At 54.5% G+C, this 23,130-nt stretch carries 25 protein-coding genes; 19 read left to right on the forward strand and 6 right to left on the reverse strand.

The annotated features are described in order from the left end of the window. Nucleotides 1-38 precede the first annotated feature (38 nt). The 13 genes from L103DPR2_RS11090 to tolA are packed head-to-tail and all read left to right on the forward strand — an operon-like array spanning nt 39 to nt 9,115. Nucleotides 39-476, forward strand: coding sequence for a type IV pilin protein (locus L103DPR2_RS11090; protein WP_055361140.1), 438 nt, complete (start codon nt 39-41; stop codon nt 474-476). Further along, nucleotides 470-1,018: a hypothetical protein gene (locus L103DPR2_RS11095; RefSeq protein ID WP_055361141.1), complete on the forward strand. Its 549-nt coding sequence runs from the start codon at nt 470-472 to the stop codon at nt 1,016-1,018. Before L103DPR2_RS11090 ends, L103DPR2_RS11095 begins: the two co-directional genes overlap by 7 nt. Continuing rightward, entirely contained in the window at nt 1,000-2,073 is a 1,074-nt protein-coding gene (locus tag L103DPR2_RS11100; protein ID WP_055361142.1) for a hypothetical protein, read from the forward strand. Before L103DPR2_RS11095 ends, L103DPR2_RS11100 begins: the two co-directional genes overlap by 19 nt. After that, nucleotides 2,060-2,515 carry a hypothetical protein gene (locus tag L103DPR2_RS11105; RefSeq protein WP_055361143.1) on the forward strand — a complete coding sequence of 152 codons (456 nt, stop codon included), beginning with the start codon at nt 2,060-2,062 and terminating at the stop codon, nt 2,513-2,515. The genes L103DPR2_RS11100 and L103DPR2_RS11105 overlap by 14 nt, the downstream gene beginning before the upstream one ends. A gap of 30 nt (nt 2,516-2,545) precedes the next feature. Beyond that, nucleotides 2,546-3,694, forward strand: coding sequence for a bifunctional diaminohydroxyphosphoribosylaminopyrimidine deaminase/5-amino-6-(5-phosphoribosylamino)uracil reductase RibD (gene ribD / locus L103DPR2_RS11110; protein ID WP_055361144.1), 1,149 nt, complete (start codon nt 2,546-2,548; stop codon nt 3,692-3,694). Between the two features lie 30 nt (nt 3,695-3,724). Continuing rightward, on the forward strand, nt 3,725-4,390 hold the full coding sequence (locus L103DPR2_RS11115; protein ID WP_055361145.1) for a riboflavin synthase: 666 nt from the start codon (nt 3,725-3,727) through the stop codon (nt 4,388-4,390). Nucleotides 4,391-4,400: 10 nt separating this feature from the next. Beyond that, nucleotides 4,401-5,534, forward strand: a complete 1,134-nt coding sequence (gene ribBA, locus L103DPR2_RS11120) for a bifunctional 3,4-dihydroxy-2-butanone-4-phosphate synthase/GTP cyclohydrolase II (RefSeq protein ID WP_055361146.1) — start codon at nt 4,401-4,403, stop codon at nt 5,532-5,534. Between the two features lie 3 nt (nt 5,535-5,537). Next, complete coding sequence (ribH, locus tag L103DPR2_RS11125; protein ID WP_055361147.1) at nt 5,538-6,032, forward strand: 6,7-dimethyl-8-ribityllumazine synthase; 495 nt, start codon at nt 5,538-5,540, stop codon at nt 6,030-6,032. Next, on the forward strand, nt 6,029-6,562 hold the full coding sequence (nusB, locus tag L103DPR2_RS11130; protein WP_055361148.1) for a transcription antitermination factor NusB: 534 nt from the start codon (nt 6,029-6,031) through the stop codon (nt 6,560-6,562). The genes ribH and nusB overlap by 4 nt, the downstream gene beginning before the upstream one ends. Beyond that, the gene (gene ybgC / locus L103DPR2_RS11135; protein WP_055361149.1) at nt 6,559-6,969 is read left to right on the forward strand and encodes a tol-pal system-associated acyl-CoA thioesterase; all 411 of its coding nucleotides are present in this window, start codon (nt 6,559-6,561) and stop codon (nt 6,967-6,969) included. Before nusB ends, ybgC begins: the two co-directional genes overlap by 4 nt. Beyond that, nucleotides 6,966-7,697, forward strand: a complete 732-nt coding sequence (gene tolQ, locus L103DPR2_RS11140) for a protein TolQ (protein ID WP_055361150.1) — start codon at nt 6,966-6,968, stop codon at nt 7,695-7,697. Before ybgC ends, tolQ begins: the two co-directional genes overlap by 4 nt. An 18-nt stretch (nt 7,698-7,715) precedes the next feature. After that, entirely contained in the window at nt 7,716-8,135 is a 420-nt protein-coding gene (gene tolR / locus L103DPR2_RS11145; protein ID WP_055361151.1) for a protein TolR, read from the forward strand. Nucleotides 8,136-8,173: 38 nt separating this feature from the next. Further along, nucleotides 8,174-9,115 carry a cell envelope integrity protein TolA gene (tolA, locus tag L103DPR2_RS11150; RefSeq protein WP_055361152.1) on the forward strand — a complete coding sequence of 314 codons (942 nt, stop codon included), beginning with the start codon at nt 8,174-8,176 and terminating at the stop codon, nt 9,113-9,115. A gap of 207 nt (nt 9,116-9,322) precedes the next feature. On the opposite strand, the gene dnaE is transcribed toward tolA, so the two are convergent. Beyond that, nucleotides 9,323-12,811 (reverse strand): DNA polymerase III subunit alpha, encoded by a 3,489-nt coding sequence (dnaE, locus tag L103DPR2_RS11155; RefSeq protein ID WP_055361153.1) that lies wholly within the window; start codon nt 12,809-12,811, stop codon nt 9,323-9,325. Nucleotides 12,812-12,856: 45 nt separating this feature from the next. On the opposite strand from dnaE, the gene L103DPR2_RS11160 reads away from it, so the two are divergent. Beyond that, nucleotides 12,857-13,612: a sulfurtransferase gene (locus L103DPR2_RS11160; RefSeq protein ID WP_055361154.1), complete on the forward strand. Its 756-nt coding sequence runs from the start codon at nt 12,857-12,859 to the stop codon at nt 13,610-13,612. Between the two features lie 74 nt (nt 13,613-13,686). On the opposite strand, the gene L103DPR2_RS11165 is transcribed toward L103DPR2_RS11160, so the two are convergent. Both L103DPR2_RS11165 and L103DPR2_RS11170 read right to left on the reverse strand, forming a co-directional pair. Beyond that, entirely contained in the window at nt 13,687-14,220 is a 534-nt protein-coding gene (locus L103DPR2_RS11165; protein WP_055361155.1) for a flavodoxin family protein, read from the reverse strand. Between the two features lie 42 nt (nt 14,221-14,262). Beyond that, nucleotides 14,263-14,964 carry a pirin family protein gene (locus L103DPR2_RS11170; RefSeq protein WP_055362000.1) on the reverse strand — a complete coding sequence of 234 codons (702 nt, stop codon included), beginning with the start codon at nt 14,962-14,964 and terminating at the stop codon, nt 14,263-14,265. 108 nt (nt 14,965-15,072) lie between these two features. Between L103DPR2_RS11170 and L103DPR2_RS11175 the strand changes: the two genes are divergently transcribed. Genes L103DPR2_RS11175 through L103DPR2_RS11195 form a run of 5 tightly spaced genes read left to right on the forward strand, consistent with a single transcriptional unit; the run spans nt 15,073 to nt 19,725 of the window. Continuing rightward, nucleotides 15,073-16,017: a LysR family transcriptional regulator gene (locus L103DPR2_RS11175; protein WP_055361156.1), complete on the forward strand. Its 945-nt coding sequence runs from the start codon at nt 15,073-15,075 to the stop codon at nt 16,015-16,017. 9 nt (nt 16,018-16,026) lie between these two features. Further along, on the forward strand, nt 16,027-17,091 hold the full coding sequence (locus L103DPR2_RS11180; RefSeq protein ID WP_156339899.1) for an NAD(P)/FAD-dependent oxidoreductase: 1,065 nt from the start codon (nt 16,027-16,029) through the stop codon (nt 17,089-17,091). A 6-nt stretch (nt 17,092-17,097) separates the two neighbouring features. Further along, on the forward strand, nt 17,098-18,024 hold the full coding sequence (gene gluQRS / locus L103DPR2_RS11185; RefSeq protein WP_055361157.1) for a tRNA glutamyl-Q(34) synthetase GluQRS: 927 nt from the start codon (nt 17,098-17,100) through the stop codon (nt 18,022-18,024). Beyond that, a complete protein-coding gene (trmB, locus tag L103DPR2_RS11190; RefSeq protein WP_055361158.1) occupies nt 18,021-18,758 on the forward strand; it encodes a tRNA (guanosine(46)-N7)-methyltransferase TrmB in 738 nt (245 codons plus the stop codon). Before gluQRS ends, trmB begins: the two co-directional genes overlap by 4 nt. After that, the gene (locus L103DPR2_RS11195) at nt 18,736-19,725 is read left to right on the forward strand and encodes a pseudouridine synthase (protein ID WP_055361159.1); all 990 of its coding nucleotides are present in this window, start codon (nt 18,736-18,738) and stop codon (nt 19,723-19,725) included. Before trmB ends, L103DPR2_RS11195 begins: the two co-directional genes overlap by 23 nt. Nucleotides 19,726-19,734: 9 nt before the next feature. On the opposite strand, the gene L103DPR2_RS11200 is transcribed toward L103DPR2_RS11195, so the two are convergent. The 3 genes from L103DPR2_RS11200 to alaS form a co-directional block, all read right to left on the reverse strand. Next, on the reverse strand, nt 19,735-20,028 hold the full coding sequence (locus tag L103DPR2_RS11200; protein ID WP_055361160.1) for a type II toxin-antitoxin system RelE/ParE family toxin: 294 nt from the start codon (nt 20,026-20,028) through the stop codon (nt 19,735-19,737). After that, entirely contained in the window at nt 20,028-20,294 is a 267-nt protein-coding gene (locus L103DPR2_RS11205; protein ID WP_055361161.1) for a type II toxin-antitoxin system ParD family antitoxin, read from the reverse strand. Before L103DPR2_RS11205 ends, L103DPR2_RS11200 begins: the two co-directional genes overlap by 1 nt. Before the next feature lie 190 nt (nt 20,295-20,484). Further along, entirely contained in the window at nt 20,485-23,109 is a 2,625-nt protein-coding gene (gene alaS / locus L103DPR2_RS11210) for an alanine--tRNA ligase (protein ID WP_055361162.1), read from the reverse strand. Between the last annotated feature and the right edge of the window lie 21 nt (nt 23,110-23,130).

The following is a 23,130-nucleotide window of genomic DNA, read 5'->3' on the forward strand; positions in this document are numbered from 1 at the left end:
GTGAGCCTTGCGTCTTCCGTTTGAGAGATGCTTCACACATGCATCCAAGCAACAAACCTCAGCTTCAAGGCTTCACGCTGATTGAATCCGTCTTGAGCATCGCGCTGCTGGCCATCTTGTTAGGGATTGCATTGCCAAGCCTTGAACAGCAATGGCTCAAAACTCGGCGGCAAGATGCCCACAACGCATTGGAACAATTGCACCTGCGTCAATTGCAGTGGCGCGGTTTGCACACGCAATACGCCAGCACCTTGTCGGAATTGTCTTGGCCCAACGCTACGTCAACGGCAGGACACTACACACTCAAGGTGCAAAACGCCAACGCACAAAGTTTTGAATTGCAGGCAACTGCCGTTGGCTTGCAAGCGCGTGATGAACCGTGTCTTGTCATCAGTTTGCGTTGGGACGCAGAGGGCATTGTGCAACGCACTAGCAAGCTCCAAAATTCAGATCCAGGGCGGTGCTGGCCATGGTGAACCTGCTCTTAGGCCTGACTTTGGGTTTGAGCCTGCTTGCAGCCGCCAGTACCTGGGCTGCATTGCAATGGCGCAGCGATCGGCACATTGTGCAGCGCAGCCAAACCCAGCAAGAACTTCGCGCCTTGATGGACACCTTGGTGCACGACCTTCGGCGCGCACAATTTCAAGGTGAAGCCAAAGATCTGCAGATCAGCCCTCATCAAATATTGTTCACTGTGAATCGCAACGACAACGCCCTGCGCGACAACAACGAATGCAGTGGCTTTCGATTGAACGGCACCATTTTGCAAACACAAACCTCTTGTCAACCCGCGGTGTGGACCAGCTTGAATGACAACCGGAGTTTGCAAATTTTGGCGCTTAATTTTCAATGGGAATGTGACGCTGACAGCAACAGTCAAGGCGACTTGCTCTCTCTTGAAATAAGGAGTCAGGCCACCCAAGAGCCCGTACCCGCCACTTGGCAACGACATGTTCGCATGCGCAATGTGCATGCGCGCACGCGCCCAACAACAGCGTCATGCACCAGCGCGGCTTAGCCACACTTTGGGCCAGCACCGTGCTGCTGATCCTCACAGGTTTGTGGGGCTGGCTCTGTTTGCAAGCGGTTAATGTCGAGAAGCTTCGCAGTCATCAGCAAATGCATGCAGCCCAAGCACTGGCCAACTCGGAAGCCCTTTTAGAAACAACTTTGGCGCATCTAGAGCAAGCCTACGGCAAAGACAGCCTCGAAGCTGATGCACGCATTTGGTTGTCCAGCGCGGCGATCCACTGCCCTGCAGGCAAAGCACCCCCTCAGTGGCAGTGCACGCTGTGGCCGTTGACCCAATTGCCTTTGCCTGAGTGGACGCACCAGACTGCATCGCAGGTCCGCATGGTCCGCGATGTTCGCAATGCACCCCACCGCATTCAAGTCATGGTCGATGCCAAGCTGAATGAACTGCATCCCGGCGCAGGCAGTCGGGCCACGGTGCAGCAAAGTGTCTACGTTCCACTCAGCGCACCCCTGGTAGTCAATGCCTCGACTAACTCGCCTGACGCCCTACTCCCCTCCCTTGTCTTGAACGAACAAGTGCTGAGCGCTGATGCCCCACAGTGCAATCCTTTGGCATGGCAATCCGTGTTTGGCGAACTGACACCGTCGCAAGTCAAAGCCTTGTCTGCGCTTCAGTTGCGCAATGGCTTAACTGCCGACAGCCAAGTTTCGCGCAACGTGTACTGGATTGACAGTCCTCAACTTTGGACCCAAAGCATCGGCACCGCCGCATCCCCCGTGGTCTTGGTTTTTTCCTCAGAGGCCTGCGCCATTCTTTGCCCCTCTCTGGCCAGTTCAACGCAAGTGGTGGGCACGGTGTTCTTTCAAAATCAATGCCAAGCCAGCAAGATGTTGAACTGGCAAAGCGGCATCATTGCGGGGCAGTTGGGGGCGGAGTCCAGCTTGGCACCCAACCTGAAGTTGGCTTTGCTTAGTGGCCAGCTTGGGCTCACTGGCACCACCAACGCACATGCCGCCTTCAATTTCGACTGGCCTGCGGGTGTTCAAGCATCGCGTGTGCAGCGCGTGGCTGGAACTTGGAAAAATGCGGGGTACTGACGCCAAACTTCCGCCAAGCATTCAAGCGCGGCAGGTTCATGCGGGCTTCACTGTGTTGGAAGCGGTCATGGCCAGCGCCATGCTGGCGTTTGGCTTGGCAGGCGCCGTGCGCTTCAGCGTGGCCACATTGAACGCAAGCCAACTGAGTCGCCATGTGGATGTGGCCAGTGGCTTGGCGCAAGATTTGACGGAATGCTGGGGTGTTCAAACGCCCACGTGCCAACACCTGTTTCAATCGAAGGACCTGCTTTATCCCATCGCCACCCACCCCGACTTGGCCTTCGTGCGTACTTGGCAAGTCATCAGCATTCCGATGGCCGACATGCCGCCTGCGCACTTGCAAGAATTGCGCATCGCCGTCACGTGGCATGAAGACCAGCAAGCCATGCAAATTGAGTGGCGACATCGCCGAGCCAGCACGCCGTTGTGGGTGGGCCGCTAAATGACAGCAACTTATCGTATCCTTGCAACCATGGACGCCCACCTCAACAGCTCTCTGCCACCCAGCCAGCCCATGCAATGGGCGCTCGATTTGGCCGCACAAGCCATGCGCATCACCTCGCCCAATCCGCGGGTGGGCTGCGTCATTGTGGATGCGCAGGGCAAGGTATTGGGACAAGGTCATACCCAACGTGCCGGCGGTCCGCATGCCGAAATCATGGCCCTGCAAGACGCTCAGTCCAAAGGACATTCCGTCAAAGGCGCCACAGCCTATGTCACGCTAGAGCCTTGTGCACACGAGGGCCGCACCGGCCCTTGTTGCGACGCGCTGGTGCATGCCCAATTGGGCAAAGTGGTGGCAGCACTCTCCGACCCCAACCCCGCGGTGGCTGGCAAAGGCTTTGAGCGCCTCCAAGCGGCAGGCATTGAAGTCCAAATAGGCGACGGGGCTGCGCAAGCGGCCGTTCAAAACCCGGGGTTTCTGCGCCGAATGACGCATCAAAAGCCTTGGGTGAGAATGAAGATTGCAGCTTCCTTAGACGGCCAAACAGCCCTCACCAACGGTCAAAGTCAATGGATCACCGGGCCCGAGGCACGCGCCGATGGCCATGCTTGGCGCGCCCGCGCATGCGCCATCCTCACTGGCATTGGCACCGTTCTAGAAGACGATCCCCTGTTGGACCTGCGACTTTGCAAGGATTTGGAAAAACCGCCCCGAATGCCGCATTTGGTCGTCGTGGACAGCAGGCTAGAAACGCCTCTGCACGCCAAGTTGTTTCAGCACACAGGCCCATTGGCGCAAACGCCCCGTCAAATTTGGATTTATGGCGCGGTCGACAACGCTGACAAAAGAGCCGCACTGGAGGCCCAGGGTGCTCATGTCACCCTGTTGCCGAACGCGCAGGGCAAGGTCGATTTAGCCGCGCTGATCAGCGATTTGGCGCGACGCGAAGTCAATGAAGTTCACGTCGAAGCGGGACACAAGCTCAATGGCTCACTCATTCGAGAAGGCTGCATTGACGAGTTTTTGGTGTACCTGGCCCCCCAAATGCTGGGCATCGGCCAAGGCATGGCGCAATGGGGGCCTCTGGAGGACTTGTCACAGGGTGTGGCCCTCACCTTCACAGAAACCCAGTTAATCGGCAAAGATTTACGGGTTTTGGCCAGGGTCCTGCCCTAAACAGCACCAATCCCTGCGAAAATACGCGCCATGTTTACCGGAATCATCACCGGCGTGGGGCGTATCGCCGCCCTCCACGACCTGGGCAGCTCTTTAAGCCATGGCAAGCGACTCACTCTTGAGGTGCCTCCGGGCTACCTGGATGACGTTGGCCTGGGTGACAGCATTGCCATCAATGGCGCCTGCATGACCGTCACCTCCTTCGATCTGGCGGCCAACCAATTCACCATCGACATCTCCGCCGAATCGCTCGACAAAACTTGCGGCTTGGACAAAATGGGCAAGGTCAATTTGGAAAAAGCTTTGCGCGCGCACGACCGTTTGGGCGGACACATCGTGTCTGGCCATGTGGATGGCATTGGCCACGTCACGCACTTTGAACAAGTAGGCGAAAGCTGGGAACTGCGCATTCAAGCCCCTGTCGGCATGGGCAAGTACTTGGCCTACAAAGGCTCGATCACCGTCAATGGCGTTAGCCTGACCGTGAACAAAGTGACTGACAAAGATGCAGGCTGCGAGTTCAGCATCAACCTCATTCCCCACACCGTGGACAACACAGCCCTTGGTACTTTGCAACAAGGCAGCGCTGTGAATTTAGAAATCGATTTGATCGCAAGGTATGTTGAGCGCATGCTCAGCAACGACGCCTCAGCCAACTCCGCGGCTTCTGCCTTTCAGGCTGGCCAGCAACATTGAAAGTAGAGACATGAGCACGAATTCTGGCGCACCCTTGACGCCTGTCCAAATTTCTCCCGTTGAAGACATCGTGGCCGACTTGCGCGCAGGTCGCATCGTCATCATGGTGGACGACGAAGACCGCGAAAACGAAGGCGATTTGCTGATTGCTTCCGACCATGTCACGCCAGAGGCCATCAATTTTATGGCGCGCTTTGGCCGTGGCCTCATTTGCCTCACGCTTACCCGTGAGCGTTGCGAACACCTCAAGTTGCCCCCCATGGCAGCCAGCAACGGCACCGTGTACAGCACGGCTTTCACCGTGTCCATTGAAGCGGCCGAAGGTGTGACCACCGGCATTTCTGCCGCCGACCGAGCACTGACCGTCAAAACCGCCGTGGCGGCCAATGCCAAGGCCACCGACTTGGTTCAACCCGGTCACGTGTTTCCTTTGCAAGCAGTAGACGGTGGCGTGTTGATGCGTGCAGGTCACACCGAAGCCGGTTGCGACTTGGGCACCATGGCCGGTTGCAGCCCCTCTTCCGTGATTTGCGAAATCATGAAAGACGATGGCACCATGGCCCGTCTGCCTGATCTGCAAATCTTTGCTGCTGAACACGGTTTGAAAATTGGAACCATTGCCGACCTCATCGAATACCGCAATCGCACAGAGTCTTTGGTTGAAAACGTCGGCTCCCGCGTGATGCAAACAGCGCACGGCGAATTCACGGTTCACGCCTTCAAAGACAAACCCAGTCAGTCCCTGCACTTGGCCTTGGTCAAAGGTTCTTGGTCTGTCGACACCGAAGTGCCCGTTCGCGTGCACGAGCCTTTGTCGGTATTTGACGTATTGGAAGTGGGTCGCCGCATGCACTCCTGGAGTTTGGAGAACAGCCTCGACTACATCAACAAGCAAGGTCAAGGCGTTGCGGTGCTGCTCAACTGCGGCGAAAGCGCCGAGCAATTGTTGGCGCAGTTTGAAGGTCGCGCCCGCTCCGCCCAAGCCCCTAACCGAAGCAAAATGGACTTGCGCACCTACGGTGTTGGCATCCAAATTGTGCGCGAGTGCGGTGTGCACAAAATGAAATTGATGGGCCAACCCCGACGCATGCCCAGCATGGCGGGTTATGGCGTGGAAGTTACCGGATACATCCCTAAGGAATAAATCATGCAAGGCGCAGACAAAGGTATTGAGCAAGAATTAGACGGCTTGGGGCTGCACATCGGCATCGTGCAGGCGCGCTTCAACGAAGGCATCACGAACGCATTGGCAGTGGCCTGCATTCGTGAATTGGAAGACTTAGGCGTCCACGACATCGACCACGTGTTGGTGCCAGGTGCTTTGGAAGTGCCCATTGCATTGCAAGCCATGGCCGAGCGCGGCGAGTACGACGCCTTGGTCGCTTTAGGTTGCATCATTCGCGGTGAAACCTACCACTTCGAATTGGTGGCCAATGAATCGGGCGCAGGCGTCAGCCGTATTGCGCTGGACTACAACGTGCCAATTGCCAACGCCATTCTCACCACCGAGAACTTGGAACAAGCCATTGCACGTCAAACAGAAAAAGGCCGTGATGCCGCGCGCGTGGCCGTCGAAATGGCGATGCTGATGGAAGACTTGTCGATTGGCGAAGAAGATTTGGACGACGAGGAATTGGCATGAGCGAGCAGCACGCATCTCCTGGCGACGACGCGCAACCGAGCAGCACCAAACCCGCTGGCCGCAAGCCTGGCAAATCGGCCAGCAAGTCGGCACGCAGTCGCGCACGTGAGTTTGCGCTACAAGCTTTGTACCAAGTCATCGTGGGCAAAAACGAAGCCGCTGACATTGATGTCTTCACGCGAGACTTGTCTGGCTTTCACAAAGCCGACTCTGCGCACTACGATGCCTTGTTGTACGGCTGCGCTGAACAAGCCCTTGAATTGGACAAGTTAATTCTGCCCTTGCTAGACCGCAGCATGGCCGAGATCTCACCCATTGAACGCGCCGCCATGTGGATTGGCGTGTTCGAGATGAAGCATTGCCTTGATGTGCCTTGGCGCGTCAGCTTGAACGAATGCATCGAGTTGGCCAAAGAGTTTGGCGGCACCGATGGCCACAAGTATGTGAACGCGGTGCTGGAGGGTCTGGCACCGCAGCTACGTCCCCACGAAGTACAAGCCGACCGACAAGCCGGCCGCGCACGCGCATGACAACACCCTTTGTTTTCCCCATTCGCATTTACTGGGAAGACACCGACGCCGGTGGCATTGTTTTCTACGCCAATTATCTCAAGTTTTTCGAACGCGCGCGCACTGAATGGTTGCGCTCATTGGGCATTCAGCAGCAAGTTTTGAAAGAAGAAAGCGGCGGCATGTTTGTGGTGAGTGAAACGCAAATCAAATACTTCTCGCCTGCTCGCTTGGATGACTTGTTAGAAGTCACAGCGCATACCGCTGAAGCCGGTCGCGCCAGTTTGGTCTTGGCCCAGCAAGCATGGCTGACCCTTGACGGCGAACGCAAACTTTTGGCCGAAGGCACCATTCGCATTGGATGGGTCGACAGCAACACTTTGAAACCTGGCCGCATTCCGGCCGCCATTTTGGAAGCACTTCAATGAACCAAGACATGTCCATCATCCAACTCGTGTTGCATGCCAGTTTTGTGGTGCAGTTGGTCATGCTCATTCTCATGGCCATCTCCATTGCCAGTTGGGCCGCCATTGTGCGCAAGCTCACAGCCATCAAGCGCATCCAAACTTTGAACGAAGAATTCGAGCAACAGTTTTGGTCGGGCACCAGCCTGAATGATTTGTTTGCAGCGGCCATTCAGAATTCCAAACTGGCCGGTCCGATGGAGCGCATTTTTGCCAGTGGCATGCGTGAGTATCAAAAGCTTCGCGAGCGCCGCATTTCAGATGCTGGCACTTTGCTCGACGGTGCACGCCGCGCCATGCGTGCCAGCTTCCAACGAGAGATGGACGTTGCAGAATCTCAATTGGCTTTCTTGGCTTCCGTAGGCTCTGTTTCCCCCTATGTCGGTTTGTTTGGAACGGTGTGGGGCATCATGCATGCCTTCACAGGTTTGGCCAGCATGCAGCAAGTAACTTTGGCCACTGTGGCGCCCGGCATTGCCGAAGCTTTGGTGGCGACGGCCATCGGCTTGTTCTCTGCCATCCCTGCCGTGGTGGCCTACAACCGATTTGCGCGCGACATTGACCGCGTGGCCATCAAACTCGAAACCTTCATTGAAGAGTTCTCCAACATTCTGCAAAGAAGTTTGGGCGGCTCTACCGGCGCCTCTGGCAGCATTCCAACGGGTGCAGGTCCTTCGGCCTCTGGTCACTGATATTCAGGGAGCTACCACATGCCTGCTGTTTCTTCACGTGGCCGAGGTCGGCGCACCATCAATGAAATCAACATGGTGCCTTTCATCGATGTGATGTTGGTGCTGCTGATTATTTTCATGGTCACCGCGCCCATGATCACACCCAGCATGGTGGATTTACCCAGTGTTGGCAAAGCGGCCAAGCAGCCCGATCAAGTGATTCAAATTGTGGTTCAAAAGGACGACAGCTTGGAGATGGTGAACGACAGCAAAACGCAAAAGATCAACATGGACAATTTGGCCAATACGGTTCGAATGGCACAAACAGGTCAGGCCAACTCGGCCGTGGTCATCAGCGCCGATCGCAACGTGAAGTACGAAACGGTGGTCAAGGTGATGGACACTTTGCAGCGCGCAGGTATTCAGCGTGTTGGCCTGTCGGTGCAATTAGCGCCTTAACTGGCTTTTGCTTTTGAGCTGCTAGATTTTTGAAGTCCATGAACGCCACTGCATACAACGAATTTGCGCCACCACCCGTGGGTGGCTTTGGACGTTCGTTGTCGTTTGCCTTGTTCATGCACTTGCTGCTGTTGGCTGCTTTGACATGGGGCATTCAATGGAAGACCGAACCCAACACCTTGTCGGCTTCGGCTGAATTGTGGTCGGCGGTGCCGGCTGAAGCGGCCCCTGCAGCCATTGAGCCTGAACCTACACCACCTGAACCCGTCAAGCCGCCTGAGCCTGTTCAAAAGGCAGAACCAAAACCTGAACCCAAACCGGTCCCTGCGCCGCCCAAAGTGAATGCTGCCGCTGAGCGTGAAGCGGCCGACATTGCCTTGAAAAAAGAAAAAGAAAAGAAGAAACTCGAAGAGAAAAAAGCGGCCGACTTAGAGAAGAAAAAGAAGCTTGAGAAAGAGAAGCTCGATAAGGAAAAAGAGAAGGCCAAAGAGAAAGAAAAGGAAAAGGCCAAGGAGCTTGAGAAAAAGAAAAAAGAAGAAGCTTTGAAGAAGGAAGAGGCTGCTGCAAAGGCGAAAGAAGACGCGAAGAAGGCAGCTGCTGAAGAAAAACGTGCCGCCGCACTTCGCAGCGAAAACTTGAAACGCATGCAAGGCATGGCAGGCGCGTCAGGCGATGAAAACGCCAAGGGCACAGCCTTGAAATCTTCGGGCCCCTCTGCCAGTTATGCAGGCCGCATTCGTGCACGCATCAAACCAAACATCACCTTCACGGACGATGTGGCGGGCAATCCCAAAGCGGAAGTAGAGGTCAAAACCTCACCAGATGGCACCATTTTGAGCAGAAAGTTGTTGTCCAGCAGCGGCAACAAAGCTTGGGATGAAGCTGTGCTCAAAGCCATCGACAAAACCGCCGTCCTCCCCCGCGACGAAGACGGCCGGGTCCCCCCTGTCTTAGAAATCAGCTTCCGCCCCAAAGATTAATTGGGGTCAGATCAACATTAATTTGGTCAATCTAAAGGGCTAAAGGCTAAGGGGGGCTCAATAATTGGGGTCAGATCAACATTAATTTTTTCGCCGCATTGTTCACTTTGAACCGCAGAAAATTAATGTTGATCTGACCCCATTTATTGTCAGCCCCCCTTAGCCTTTAGCCCTTTAGATTGGAAATTAATGTTGATCTGACCCCAATTAAATTTCGTAGACGATCTCTGCTTTGCCTTGATCGGCTTGGGCAATCCAGCTGGAAAGGGCTGCATCGCTTGGGAAAAACTTGGCTTGCTCGCCCAAGAGCAACTCAGCACTGGCGGCCACGTTGTCGACTTTGCGCTCTAGTTTCAAACGCACCGGTAGACCGCGTAACAACTCGCCCTGCTCTGTCATCTCCCGTTGCGGCGGGAAGGCTTTCACCAACTTGGCCACCTCAGGCGCGCGGCCATTGACGGCTACACGTAAAAACTTGCCAAAGCGGCATCGGGCTGATGGCAAATCCCACACTTGCTGAATCGACAAACGGTAACCACCCGAGAAACGGTCGGGTTGCATCTTGGCCATCACAATGACCAACTCGTCGTCTTTCAGCAAATGGCGATTGGCGTTGATCATCGCTTCATCGGCTGTTGCCTCCATCACCGCGCTTTTGTCGTCCAACTTAAAGATGGCCAGTTTACCGCGTTGGCCATTGATGATGCGCAAGTCACTGACAATGCCCGCCAACAATTGCGGCTCGCGGCTGTAAATCAGGTCGTCAATTTTGCGCTTCGCAAACAAACGCACTTCACGCTCAACCGCATCAAACAAATGGCCTGACAAGTAAAAGCCAACGGCAGTTTTTTCGTTCGTCAGTTGCTCTTTGACACCCCAAGGCAATACATCGACCAAATCGGGTTCTTGCGTGCTGGAGCCATGCGCATCGTCGCCCATCATGTCAAACAAGCCGCCTTGGTTGGCATTGGCGACAGTGGCATTGGAGAACTCGAAAGCACGGTCAATGGACGCTGCCAGTGCAGCACGATTGCGTTGCAAAGAATCAAAAGCACCCGCCTTGACCAAAGCTTCCACGGTGCGCTTGTTCAAACGGCTGCGGTCAACGCGCACACAGAAGTCAAACAAGCTGGTGAAAGGGCCGCCCTCCTCGCGCGCTTTCACAATGGCCTCAATGGCTTGCTGGCCGGTGCCCTTGATGGCGCCCAAGCCATAGCGAATCACTTTGTCGGACACGGGCTCGAAACGGTGCGTGCCGCGGTTGACATCGGGCGGATCGAAGTTCATGCCAAACTTCAAAGCATCTTCAAACAAGACTTTGAGCTTGTCGGTATCGTCCATTTCGATGGTCATGTTGGCGCAGAAAAATTCCGCCGTGAAATGGACCTTCAACCAACCGGTGTGATACGCCAACAATGAATACGCCGCGGCGTGTGATTTGTTGAAACCATAACCCGCAAACTTTTCCATCAAGTCAAAGACTTCGTCGGCTTTGGCTTCCGACAAACCATTGGCTTCTGCGCCTTTGCGGAAGATGGCACGGTGTTCGGCCATCTCTTCGGCTTTTTTCTTACCCATGGCGCGGCGTAACAAGTCGGCACCGCCCAAGCTGTAACCACCCAAGACCTGCGCGGTTTGCATCACCTGCTCTTGGTACACCATGATGCCGTAGGTTTCAGACAGCACTTTCTCAACCAAGGGGTGCGGATACTCCACCACTTCACGGCCGTGTTTACGCGCCACAAAACTGGGAATCAAATCCATGGGACCGGGACGGTACAAGGCGTTGAGCGCAATCAAATCTTCCAAGCGTGAGGGCCGCGCATCTTTCAGCATGCCCTGCATGCCGCGGCTTTCAAACTGGAACACGGATTCGGTGCGACCGTCCGCAAACAATTTGTAGGTGGCTGTGTCGTCGAGTGGAATGTTTTCAAAGGCAAAGTTTTCTTGGCCTTTGTGGCGCTTGACGATCATCTCGCGCGCCAACTCCAAAATGGTCAATGTTGCCAAGCCCAAGAAGTCGAACTTCACCAAGCCGATGGCTTCCACGTCGTCTTTGTCGTACTGACTCACAGCAGACGTGCTGCCGGGTTGCTGATAAAGAGGACAAAAATCGGTGAGCTTGCCTGGCGCAATCAAAACACCACCCGCGTGCATGCCCACGTTGCGGGTCATACCTTCTAATTTTTGTGCCAACGCCAGCAGCGTTTTGACTTCGTCTTCTTTTTCTAAGCGTTCAGCCAAAATGGGTTCGGCCTTGATGGCGCCATCGATGGTGATGTGCTGCCCTGGCTTGTTGGGAATGAGTTTGCTGATGCCGTCGCAGAAGGTGTAACTCATGTCGAGCACACGACCCACGTCCCGAATGGCGGCACGCGCCGCCATGGTGCCGAAGGTGGCAATTTGACTGACGGCATCACGGCCATATTTGTCTTTCACATAGTCAATCACGCGATCGCGATTGGTTTGGCAAAAGTCAATGTCGAAGTCGGGCATGGACACCCGCTCTGGGTTCAAGAAACGCTCGAACAGCAAGTTGTATTGCAGCGGGTCAAGGTCGGTAATCTTCAAAGAATAAGCGACCAAAGAACCTGCACCTGAACCACGACCGGGTCCCACTGGGCAGCCGTTTTTCTTAGCCCAGTTGATGAAGTCACCCACAATCAGGAAGTAACCAGGGAAGCCCATGTTCAAAATGGTGTTGATCTCAAACTCCAAACGCTCTGCGTAGCGAGGACGCTCTGCTTCTCGTTTGGCAGGATCTGGGTACAGATGCACCAAGCGCTCTTCCAAGCCTTCCACCGACAACAAACGGAAATAGTCCTCGATGGGCATGGGCTTGCCATCGGTGATGGGCGTGGGGTAATTGGGCAACTGGGGCTTGCCCAAGACCAAAGACAAATTGCAGCGCTTGGCAATTTCAACCGAATTGGCCAAGGCACTGGGTACATCGGCAAACAAGGCTTGCATTTCAGCAGACGACTTGAAATATTGATCGCGCGTGAACTTGCGCACGCGGCGCTGGTTGCCCAAAATTTCGCCTTCAGAAATGCACACCCGTGCTTCGTGCGATTCGTAATCGTCTTGCGCCAAAAACTGAACGGGATGGGTGGCGACCACAGGCAAACTCAAACGTGCCGCCAACTTAACGGCCGCCACCACGTGGGCATTGTCTTCTGGTCGTCCCGCTCTCTGAATTTCCAAATAAAAACGGTGCGTAAAAATAGAGGCCAACTGCAACGCAATTTCAGCAGCGCGTGATGTATCGCCTTGCACCAAGGCTTGACCGACCGGGCCAGCTTGCGCACCCGACAACAGAATCAAACCTTCAGAAAGTTCTTGAAGCCAAGCCAGTTTAACCACGGCATTGGTTTTGACCATGTTCTGCGTCCACGCCCGCGCCAGCAACTCGGACAGGTTCAAATAACCTTGCGAACTTTGCACCAGCACCATGACGCGCGACAAAGCCAAAGGATCTGCACCCAAACCTTCCAAGAAGATTTCGGCGCCCAAAATCGGCTGAACGCCTTTGCCACGCGCGGCCTTGTAAAACTTGATGGCACCAAACAAATTGCTCAGGTCGGTGAGGGCCAAAGCGGGTTGATGGTCGTCTGCCGCAGCCTGCACCACATCGTCAATGCGGCAGGTGGAATCGACAATGGAAAACTCGGAATGAAGGCGCAAATGAACAAACATGGGCCCATTGTAGAAGCTGCATCGGATGTTTTCTACAATACGGGGGTGAACAATATTCTGAACATTTCCTGCTACAAGTTCGTCCCCCTGCTGGATGCCAAAGAACTACGCCCCGTGCTGCTAGAGCGCTGCTTGGCTCGCGCCCTGAAAGGCACGATTTTGCTGGCCGAAGAAGGCATCAACATGTTCTTGGCAGGTCCTGCCGAGGCTGTGAGAGGTTTTGTCTCGGAACTGCACACAGATCCTAGGTTTTCAGACATCACCCCCAAGGAAAGCTGGTCGGAAACCGTTCCATTTAAAAAGATGCTGGTGAAGGTCAAAGGCGAGATCATTCGCATGAACCACCCCACCATACGCCCCGCCGAAGGCCGCGCCCCTGCGGTCACCCCGGCCACGGCCAAACGCTGGCTAGACCAGGGTTATGACGACAACGGTCGCCCGGTGGTCATTTTGGACACCCGCAATGATTACGAAGTGGACGAAGGCACTTTCAAAGGCGCCATTGACTGGCGCCTGACCAAGTTCACAGAATTCCCAGATGCCCTTCGGGCGCACAAAGAAGAACTGCAAGACAAAACCATCATCAGCTTTTGCACCGGCGGCATTCGCTGTGAAAAAGCGGCCATCTTCATGCAGCAAAACGGTCTGCCCCACACCTACCAATTAGAGGGTGGTATTTTGAAATACTTTGAAGAGACCGACGGCTCGCACTACGACGGCGGCTGCTTTGTGTTTGATGAAAGACGCGCGGTGGACGTCGCTTTAAAAACAGTCCAGCCCACTGAAAAGCACCCCAAATAAAAAGCAGTGCAGCCACTAGGACTGCACTGCTTTTCAACGTGAAGGTTAGCGCAAAAATTTGCGCTAACTTTTAATTACCCACGCAACTTGGCGGCCACAGCCGCCACACGCGCGCCATAAGCCTTGGCTGTGTCCAAGTCGCCTTGTGGAATGTCTTCTGCGGGACTGGTAGGACCCACTTGCGCCATCACACCCGAGTTAGAACCAATGCGGTTGATCGTGCCATCGTTCATTGAGGGCTGACCCACCCACACCATGGCTTGTTGCATGGCCAAGGTGATGAAGTACTGAATGGTTGACAGCTTGTCACCGCTGGGGCTGGCAGAGATGGTGAAACCACCGGCCACTTTGTCTTTCCAGGCTGTGGTGAACCAACGCTTAGACGTTGCATCTGCAAATTTCTTGAACTGCCAAGAGGCCATGCCCATGTAGGTGGGTGAGCCAAAGATGATCGCGTCAGCTGCGTCCAAAGTTTCCCAATCGGCATCGGTGATGTTGCCGTCGGCATCGATGGCGATCAATGCGGCATTGGCGCCTTGTGCCACGAATTGCGCAACGCGCTGTGTGTGACCGTAACCTGAGTGGTAAATAACGACTGTTTTAGCCATGAGAGTTCTCCTAAAGAAATTAAAAATAGAGCTTCACTTGAATTAAGAAGCCAAGTCAAAAACCAAGACCTCGGCATCTTTGCCATAGGTCAGTTCAAGATTCGTTTCGGCTTGGATGAGGGCTGCGTCGCCGCCCTTCAATGCCTGTCCATTCACTTGCAGTTCGCCGCGAATGAGGTGAACATAGGCTTTGCGTGCGGGATCCAAAGCCAGCGAGGCCTTCTCGTCCCCATCTAGCAAACCCGCGTACAAACTTGCGTCTGCAGAAATCTTCACCGCATCACCCTCACCTTGGGGCGAGGCCACGACTTTCAAGGCACCGCGTTTGCTAATGGGTGGCACAGTTTTCTGCTCGTAGCTTGGCTGGATACCCATCACGTTGGGCTCAATCCAAATTTGAAAGAAGTGCGTCGTTTCACCTTCAGCGTGATTGAACTCGCTGTGCATCACGCCCCTGCCTGCACTCATGCGCTGCACATCGCCGGGTGGAATGCCCTTGACATTGCCCATGCTGTCTTTGTGCGCCAAGTTGCCCGACAACACATAGCTGATGATTTCCATGTCTTTGTGGCCGTGGGTGCCAAAGCCAGTGCCAGGCGCAATGCGGTCTTCGTTGATCACACGCAAATTGCCCCAGCCCATGAAGTTGGGGTCGTAGTAGCCTGCAAATGAAAAGCTGTGGAATGACTTAAGCCAACCATGGTCGGCATAACCACGCTCAGCGGAACGGCGGATTTGGATCATGGCGTGACTCACTTTCAGAGAATTAGATAGCGCAACTTTAAATTGCAATGATTTCAATAAGATTGGCATAATTTGCAGTCATCATTCAAAAATACTGAATCATCAAACATGAGCGCCAACGCACGCGACCTCCTTACCCCCGACGCCCTCAGCATGCTGCTGGCCATCGAGGAAACTGGCAGCTTTGCAGCGGCAGCCAGGCAGAAAGGCTTGGTTCCCAGTGCCCTCACTTACCGAGTTCGGCAAATCGAGGATGCGCTGGACGTCTTGTTGTTCGATCGCAGCAGCCGCCAAGCCAAGCCCACCGAGGCAGGCAAAGCCTTGTTGCGCGAAGCCCAGCGCTTGCTTCAGGACGTTGATGCCATCGCCAATCGCGTGAGACGCGTGGCCACTGGCTGGGAGTCGGTCTTCACAGTAGCCGTGGACAGCATCATTGCCAGATCGGTAGTGATGGAATTGAGCGAAACTTTTTTAGCCCTCAAGCCGCCCACTCAATTGCGCATTCGTTACGAAACTTTGTCGGGTACCTTGGCTGCGCTCAAATCAGGCCAAGCCGATCTGGCCATTGGCGTTTTAATCACGCCTGCCAGCCATGCAGAATTGATGCACGAAAGCTTAGGTGAAGTGCGATTTGTCTACGCCGTTGCGCCCCACCATCCTTTGGCCACCGCCCCCGAACCCCTGTCAGACGCTGTCCTGCAAGAACATCGTGCAGTGGCCGTCGCTGACTCTGTGCAACGCGGCGAAGGCGTCACCATTGGCCTTTTGGGCGGCCAAGATGTTTTGACAGTGCCAGACATGCCCAGCAAATTGGAAGCCCAATTGCGCGGATTGGGCGGTGGTTTCTTGCCCGAAAGCATGGCCCAGCCTTATTTGGACAGCGGTCGCTTGGTTGCCAAAAAAGTCAGCCGACTGCAACGCATCAACCAAGTTGAATTTGCATGGCGCAATCCTCACGGCAAGCCGCTGGGCCATGCGCTCAGTTGGTGGCTGTCGCAGTTACAACAAAGCCGCACCAAACAGGCATTGCTCCAACCCCACTATCGCGTGTAGAGTAGCCCCATGACAAAAACAAATACCCAGACAAAGTCCGTTCAAAATTTCGCCATCGTGGGTGCCGGCATGGCAGGCATTGCCTGCGCGCGCACCTTGGTGCAAGCCGGCCATCGCGTCACCGTCTTTGAAAAAAGCAAAGGCGCCAGCGGCCGCATGTCGACGCGCGCGTCCAGCTTTGGCAGCTTCGACCATGGTGCGCAATACTTCACCGTGCGCGATGATCGATTCGCACAAGCGCTGGCCACCACCCCTCAAATTTGCAAGCCCTGGAGCGCCAATGCCGTGCGCGTGCTCGATGCCATGGGCCGCGTGGTCGAAGCCGCACGCAACACACAAGACAAGCACTGGGTGGCCACCCCCGGCATGAACGCCTTGGTCAAAGCCTGGGCGCAGCCTTTGATTCAAGCCGATGCCGTGCACTTTGAATCGCGTGTTTTCAAAATCGAGCGCGACACCTTGCATCCTGAACTTTGGCAACTGCACAGCGAAGAGCCCGAAGGTGCGCAATCGGTGTTCAGTGGTTTTGACCAAGTGCTCTTGGCCATCCCCTCAGACCAAGCCATTGATTTACTTCGCAATTCCAACATCAAAATGGAACAAGCCGCCGCCTTGAACAAAGTTCAAGTGGCGCCCTGCTGGACCTTGATGGTGGCCTTCCCCAATGCGGCTCAACCGGGTTTGATCACCTTGGGCCCCCAATGGAATGCTGCGCGCAGCGTCCACCACCGCGTGGCATGGTTGGCACGTGAATCATCTAAACCAGGTCGTGATCACATTGAGCGCTGGACCGTCCAAGCCAGTGCCGCATGGTCACAAGAACATTTGGAAGATGCTCCAGAGCGTGTGCAAGCCAAATTGATCAAAGCATTTTCAGAAATCACGGGCATCCGGGCCACACCTGCCCACGCAGAAGTGCACCGTTGGCGCTATGCCAAAACACTTCAAGCTTTGGGTGCACCCTACATGCACAGCCCCAAGCAAGGCATTGGTGTGTGCGGCGATTGGTGCTTAGGACATCGCGTCGAAGATGCGTTCATCTCCGGTTTGGAATTGGCCCTCGCTGTCATTTAAGTCTGAATGTATCGCGGCAGATTCGCGCCCTCACCCACGGGTGAATTGCACGCCGGCTCATTGGTGGCCGCACTGGCCAGCTACCTGGATGCGCGCGCTCACCAGGGCGAATGGAGGGTTCGCATGGAGGACATCGATGGCCCTCGATGTGTACCTGGTGCCGACCAAACCATCATGCAACAGCTGCAGCAATGTGGCTTGCAATGGGACGGCGAAATTGCCTACCAATCCCAACGAAACAGCTTGTATCAAGGTGCGCTAGATCAATTGTTGGCACAAGGTTTGGTCTACCCCTGCGGCTGCACGCGCAAAGAAATTGAAGAAAGTCAGGCCCTGATGGGGTTGAACTTAGAACGTCACAAAGCGGCCGTTTATCCAGGCTCCTGCCGCGATGGCCTGCAAGGCAAATCCGCCAGAGCTTGGCGATTCAATGCCCAAGCCTGGAGCGCAAAGCGCGGCAGCCCATGGGTCCATTGGACAGATAGACGCTTAGGCGCACAAACGCAAAACGTTTTAGACGAAGTGGGCGATTTTGTATTGAAACGTGCAGATGGTTTATGGGCCTACCAGCTGGCTGTGGTGGTAGACGATGCGGCGCAAGGCATCAGCCATGTGGTGCGCGGTCAAGATCTAGCCGACAACACGGCCAGACAAATCATGTTGCAAGAAGCCTTGGGGCTTGCGCGCCCCCACTATTTGCACACCCCCTTGGTGTTGGGACCCAATGGCGAAAAACTGTCGAAGCAAAATGGCGCCAAGGCTTTGGACTTGAGCACCGAGGCAGCGATATGCAACACCATGAGGCTGGCCGCATCGAGCTTGGACCTTCATACTGCTTCAGATACCTTCACGGCCATGAGCCAGCTGCCTTCAGTGCTTGCGCAGTGGACAGATGAATGGGCACGTCGCGAAGCCACTAAAATCGAGGCATGACCTCAGACACCTCCAACCAAGCGCCCGCAGATGTGGCGTTTCCCAAAAACATCAAAAGCTACGTAAAGCGCGCCGGCCGCACCACCACCGGTCAAGCCAAAGCGTTTGAAGTGTGGGGTCCTCAGTATTTGCTGCAGTACGCGCCCGAGCCATTGAACATGACAAAAGCCTTTGGCTTGAACGGCCAAGACGCCGCGCCAGCGCCTGTCATTTTGGAAATTGGCTTTGGCATGGGTGAGGCCACCGCACACATTGCCAAAGTTCGCCCACACGACCATTTTTTGTGCTGCGAAGTCCATGAACCCGGTGTGGGCGCCTTGCTCAAACGCATTGGCGAACAAGACATTCACAACATCCGCATCTTGCAACACGATGCCGTGGAAGTGATCGACAACATGTTGCCTTTGTCGTCGCTAGACGGCGTGCACATTTTCTTTCCCGATCCTTGGCACAAGTCGCGTCATAACAAACGCAGACTGATTCAAACACCTTTGATTGCCAAACTGGCGGCACGCCTGAAACCTGGCGCTTACATTCACTGCGCCACCGATTGGGAGCCGTATGCGGTTCAAATTTTGGAAGTGCTGAGTGCAGAGCCTTTGCTGAAAAACACCGCAGATGCATCCAATGGCGGCTACGCTCAAAAGCCAGACTACCGCCCGCTCACCAAGTTTGAAAACCGCGGCTTGAAATTGGGGCACGGTGTGTGGGATGTCGTCTTCCAACGCGTCTAAGCTGCTCGTCAATGGCGTCAGCGCAAGCAAAGTGGGCGTGCCTGCCAACACGCAGCTGACAGCTCTTGATTTTTTGTGCGCAAGATTTCCGGCCGTTCAACGCGAAGTGTGGCTAAAGCGATTTGACGAAGGCCGCGTGCTGAATGCCATCGGGCAACGCATTGAACCCGGGCAGCGTTTGTTAAGCGAATCGCACTTGCACTACTTTCGCGAGGTGTCGGATGAACCCACCTTACCATTCAAAGCGCAGATCATTTTTCAAGACGCGCACTTGGTGGTGGCCGACAAGCCGCACTTCATGCCGGTCACGCCAGGCGGTCAGTATGTGCAACAAAGTTTGCTGGTGCAACTCAAGCAGCAATTGAATTTGCCAGAGCTCTCACCTATTCACCGCATTGATCGAGAGACTGCAGGTCTTGTGGTGTTCAGTGTTCGAGCGCAAGACCGTGATGCGTACCAAGCCTTGTTCAGGCTTCGAGAAGTTGATAAAACATACGAGGGGATTGCGGCAGCGCCCGAGTCCTCTCCCTTGAGGCTTGAATTTCCACTGACACACAAAAGCAGGATGGTGGAAGATGTTCAGTTTTTCAGGATGCGTGAATTGGACGCTGATGAAATACAGGATGGCAAAACAACGAACAGCGAAACTTGGATTGACTGTGTTGATCGATTGGATGGCAACGCTTCAGCCATGCCAACCGTCACCTCATCGCCGCCAGCCCTGGCGCGTTATGTTTTGAAACCCATCACAGGCCAACGCCATCAATTGCGTGTGCATATGAACGCGCTTGGCTTGCCCTTGTTGGGCGATCAGTTTTATCCGGTGGTCAAGCGCGCTGCGGATTCCCTGGATGATTTCGAAGCGCCTTTGCAGCTTCTGGCAAAAACGATAGCTTTCCATGATCCACTGACGGGTGTTGAACGAAGGTTTGAAAGTCGTAGGACTCTTAGACTGACACGCCCTTAGCGACCCCCGTTAAGTGACATCGAAGATTTTTGGTAAGTCACGTCCACCATGCAGAATACGTACGATGCTGACCCCTCGCTGGTCAGACTCATAAAAAATCACGTAGTTGCCATGAGAACACGAACGCATTGTTTTTGATAACTCTTGTCGCAGTCGATATCCCTCAGGATTGCGAAGAATCGTTTCGCAGTGCGATTGCAACTCTGTTAAAAATTCAACAGCACGCAATGGATTGTCTTGTGCAATGTAGTCGCCAATTTCCTCTAAATCTTGAGCCGCTAAAGGCGTGATGCTTAACAGCATCAATGACTTTTTGATTTGGCTTGTTTAGCGTATTTGCTTTTTAATCGATCAAAAACAGGGGCTGCATTCTGAGCTGGGCCGCTGACCTTACCAGCCTCCAACTCAGCCTTTAGCGCCTGAAGCTGCATGTCTTTCTGGCGTTCTGTATCTTCCAGCAAACGCAAACCTGCCCGAACAACTTCACTGACGTTGTTGTAGCGACCACTTTCAACTTGATCTCGTATGAAGGATTCGAAATGAGGACTGAGGGCGACACTGGTTGGCATTTGACATCCTAACTATTATTAACAGTTATTATTTTTGAATCACCCAGACAAGTCAAGTGAATGCACATGAGCTTAAACATTCTCCCAACAAAGACTTTGCCATTCACTTGCAATCGACCATGAAAAAAGCCCCTAACGGGGCTTTCTTCAAACTCAAATTTCTGACGAAATCGTCAGTGCATTTGAAATATCACAAACGCTCGGTCACCCAAGCCTGCACACTGGCCAATGCAGCATTGAGGTGGGTTGCATCCGTGCCACCCGCCATGGCCATGTCGGGCTTACCACCGCCCTTGCCGCCCACTTGCTGGGCCACAAAGTTCACCAACTCACCAGCCTTCACTTTGCCTGTGGTGTCGGCGGTCACGCCTGCGGCCAATTGAACTTTGTCACCGTCCACAGCAGCCAACACAATGGCAGCGGATTTCAGTTTGTCTTTCAATTTGTCCATCGTGTCGCGCAATGTTTTGGCATCAGCACCTGGCAGCAAGGCGGCCAAGACTTTCACGCCTTTCACATCAGTCGCTTGCGTTATGAGCTCATCGCCTTGTGACGAAGCCAATTTACCTTTGAGCGCGGCCATTTCTTTTTCCAAGGATTTCACTTGGTCCAAGACTTGGGCGATGCGGCTGTTGAGTTCTGAAGGCGCTGCTTTCAAGCTGCCAGCTGCTTTGGAAACGGTGGCTTCCAAAGACTGCAAGTAAGCCAAAGCATTGCCACCGGTCACAGCTTCAATACGGCGCACGCCTGCGGCGACACCGCTCTCAGCAACCACTTTGAACAAACCAATGTCACCGGTACGGTGCACGTGGGTACCGCCGCACAGTTCACGGCTAGAGCCGATGTCCAACACGCGCACGGTTTCGCCGTACTTCTCGCCGAACAACATCATGGCGCCGGTTTTTTGTGCCGACTCAATGTCCATCACTCGCGCTTGCGTAGCGGGGTTGGCCCAAATTTCTTGGTTCACTTTGGCTTCGATGGCCAAGATTTGTTCATCGGTGATGGGGGCGTTGTGCGCAAAGTCAAATCGTGTGCGCTCGGCATTCACCAAGGAGCCCTTTTGTTGGACGTGGTCGCCCAGCACTTCGCGCAAAGCTTTGTGCATCAAGTGTGTGGCCGAGTGATTGCGCACAGTGGCGGCGCGCACGTCGGTATTCACTTGGGCTTGTACTGCGTCGCCCACTTTGAGGCTGCCTTCCAGCAACACGCCATGGTGACCAAACACATCCGCCTTGATCTTCAAGGTGTCGGCCACTTCAAACTTGGCGCCTGCTGTTTGCAACAAGCCCTGGTCGCCCACTTGGCCGCCCGACTCTGCATAAAAAGGTGTGGTGTCCAACACCACCACGCCGTTTTGACCGGCTTTGAGTTCTGTAGCAGGCGTGCCTTCCACATACAAAGCCAATACTTTGGCGGTGGCTTGCAGTTCGTCGTAACCCACAAAGGTGTTGCCTGCGCCGGTGTACTCCAACGCACGGTCCATTTTGAATTTACCGGCCGCACGGGCTTGGGCTTTTTGACGTTCCATGGCCGCGGTAAAGCCGGCCTCGTCCACGCTTAAATCGCGCTCGCGGCAAACGTCGGCCGACAAGTCCAAGGGGAAGCCATAGGTATCGTGCAATTTAAAAGCCACTTCGCCGGGCAACACTTTAACGCCGCCTTCCAGCGCTGCGTCCAAAATTTGCATGCCCACTTCCAAGGTTTCAAAGAAGCGCTCTTCTTCAGCCTTCAAGATGTCAGTGATGCGTTTTTCTTGTGAGGCCAAACTGGGATAAGCCGCGCCCATCAACTTCACCAGGTCGGGCACCAGCTTGTGGAAGAACGGTGTTTTTTGACCCAGCTTGTAACCGTGGCGAATAGCACGGCGCACAATGCGGCGCTGCACATAACCACGGCCTTCGTTGCTGGGCACCACGCCATCGCTCACCAAGAATGCGGTGGCGCGAATGTGGTCGGCAATGACTCGCAATGACTTATTTTCCAAATCTTTGCAGCCTGTTTCACGCGACGCAGCTTTGATCAATGAATCAAATATGTCGATTTCATAGTTGCTGTGCACGTGCTGGAGAATGGCTGCCAAGCGCTCAAGGCCCATGCCGGTGTCAACGCAAGGTGCAGGCAAGTTCTTCACGCTGCCATCGGGCTGCATGTCAAATTGCATAAACACGTTGTTCCAAATTTCAATGTAACGGTCGCCGTCTTGCTCTGGGCTGCCGGGGGGACCACCTGGAATTTCGGGGCCGTGGTCGTAGAAGATTTCAGAGCAAGGACCGCAGGGGCCGGTGTCGGCCATCATCCAGAAATTGTCGGACATGTAGCGTCCGCCTTTGTTGTCACCAATGCGCACCACGCGCTCGGGTGGCAGGCCAATTTCTTTCGTCCAAATGTCGTAGGCTTCGTCGTCTTCGATGTAGACCGTGGCCCACAGTTTTTCAGCGGGCAATTTGTAAACTTGGGTGAGCAGTTCCCAGGCCCACTTCAAACTGTCGCGTTTGAAGTAATCGCCAAAGCTCCAGTTGCCCAACATTTCAAAGAAGGTGTGATGACGTGCGGTGTAACCCACGTTTTCCAAATCGTTGTGCTTGCCGCCCGCGCGCAAGCAAGCTTGCACCGACGCTGCGCGCACATAGCTGCGTTTGTCGGTGCCCAAGAACACGTCCTTGAATTGCACCATGCCAGAGTTGGTGAACATCAAGGTGGGGTCGTTGCCGGGAACCAAGGGGCTGGACGCCACCACGGTGTGACCTTTTGACGCAAAAAAGTCGAGGAAGGTTTTGCGAATCTCAGCAACAGAAATAACAGGTGTGCTCATGGCAGGGTATCTTTATGAAAG

Source organism: Limnohabitans sp. 103DPR2 (genome assembly GCF_001412575.1).
In the GTDB taxonomy this organism is placed as follows: Bacteria; Pseudomonadota; Gammaproteobacteria; order Burkholderiales; family Burkholderiaceae_C; genus Limnohabitans_A.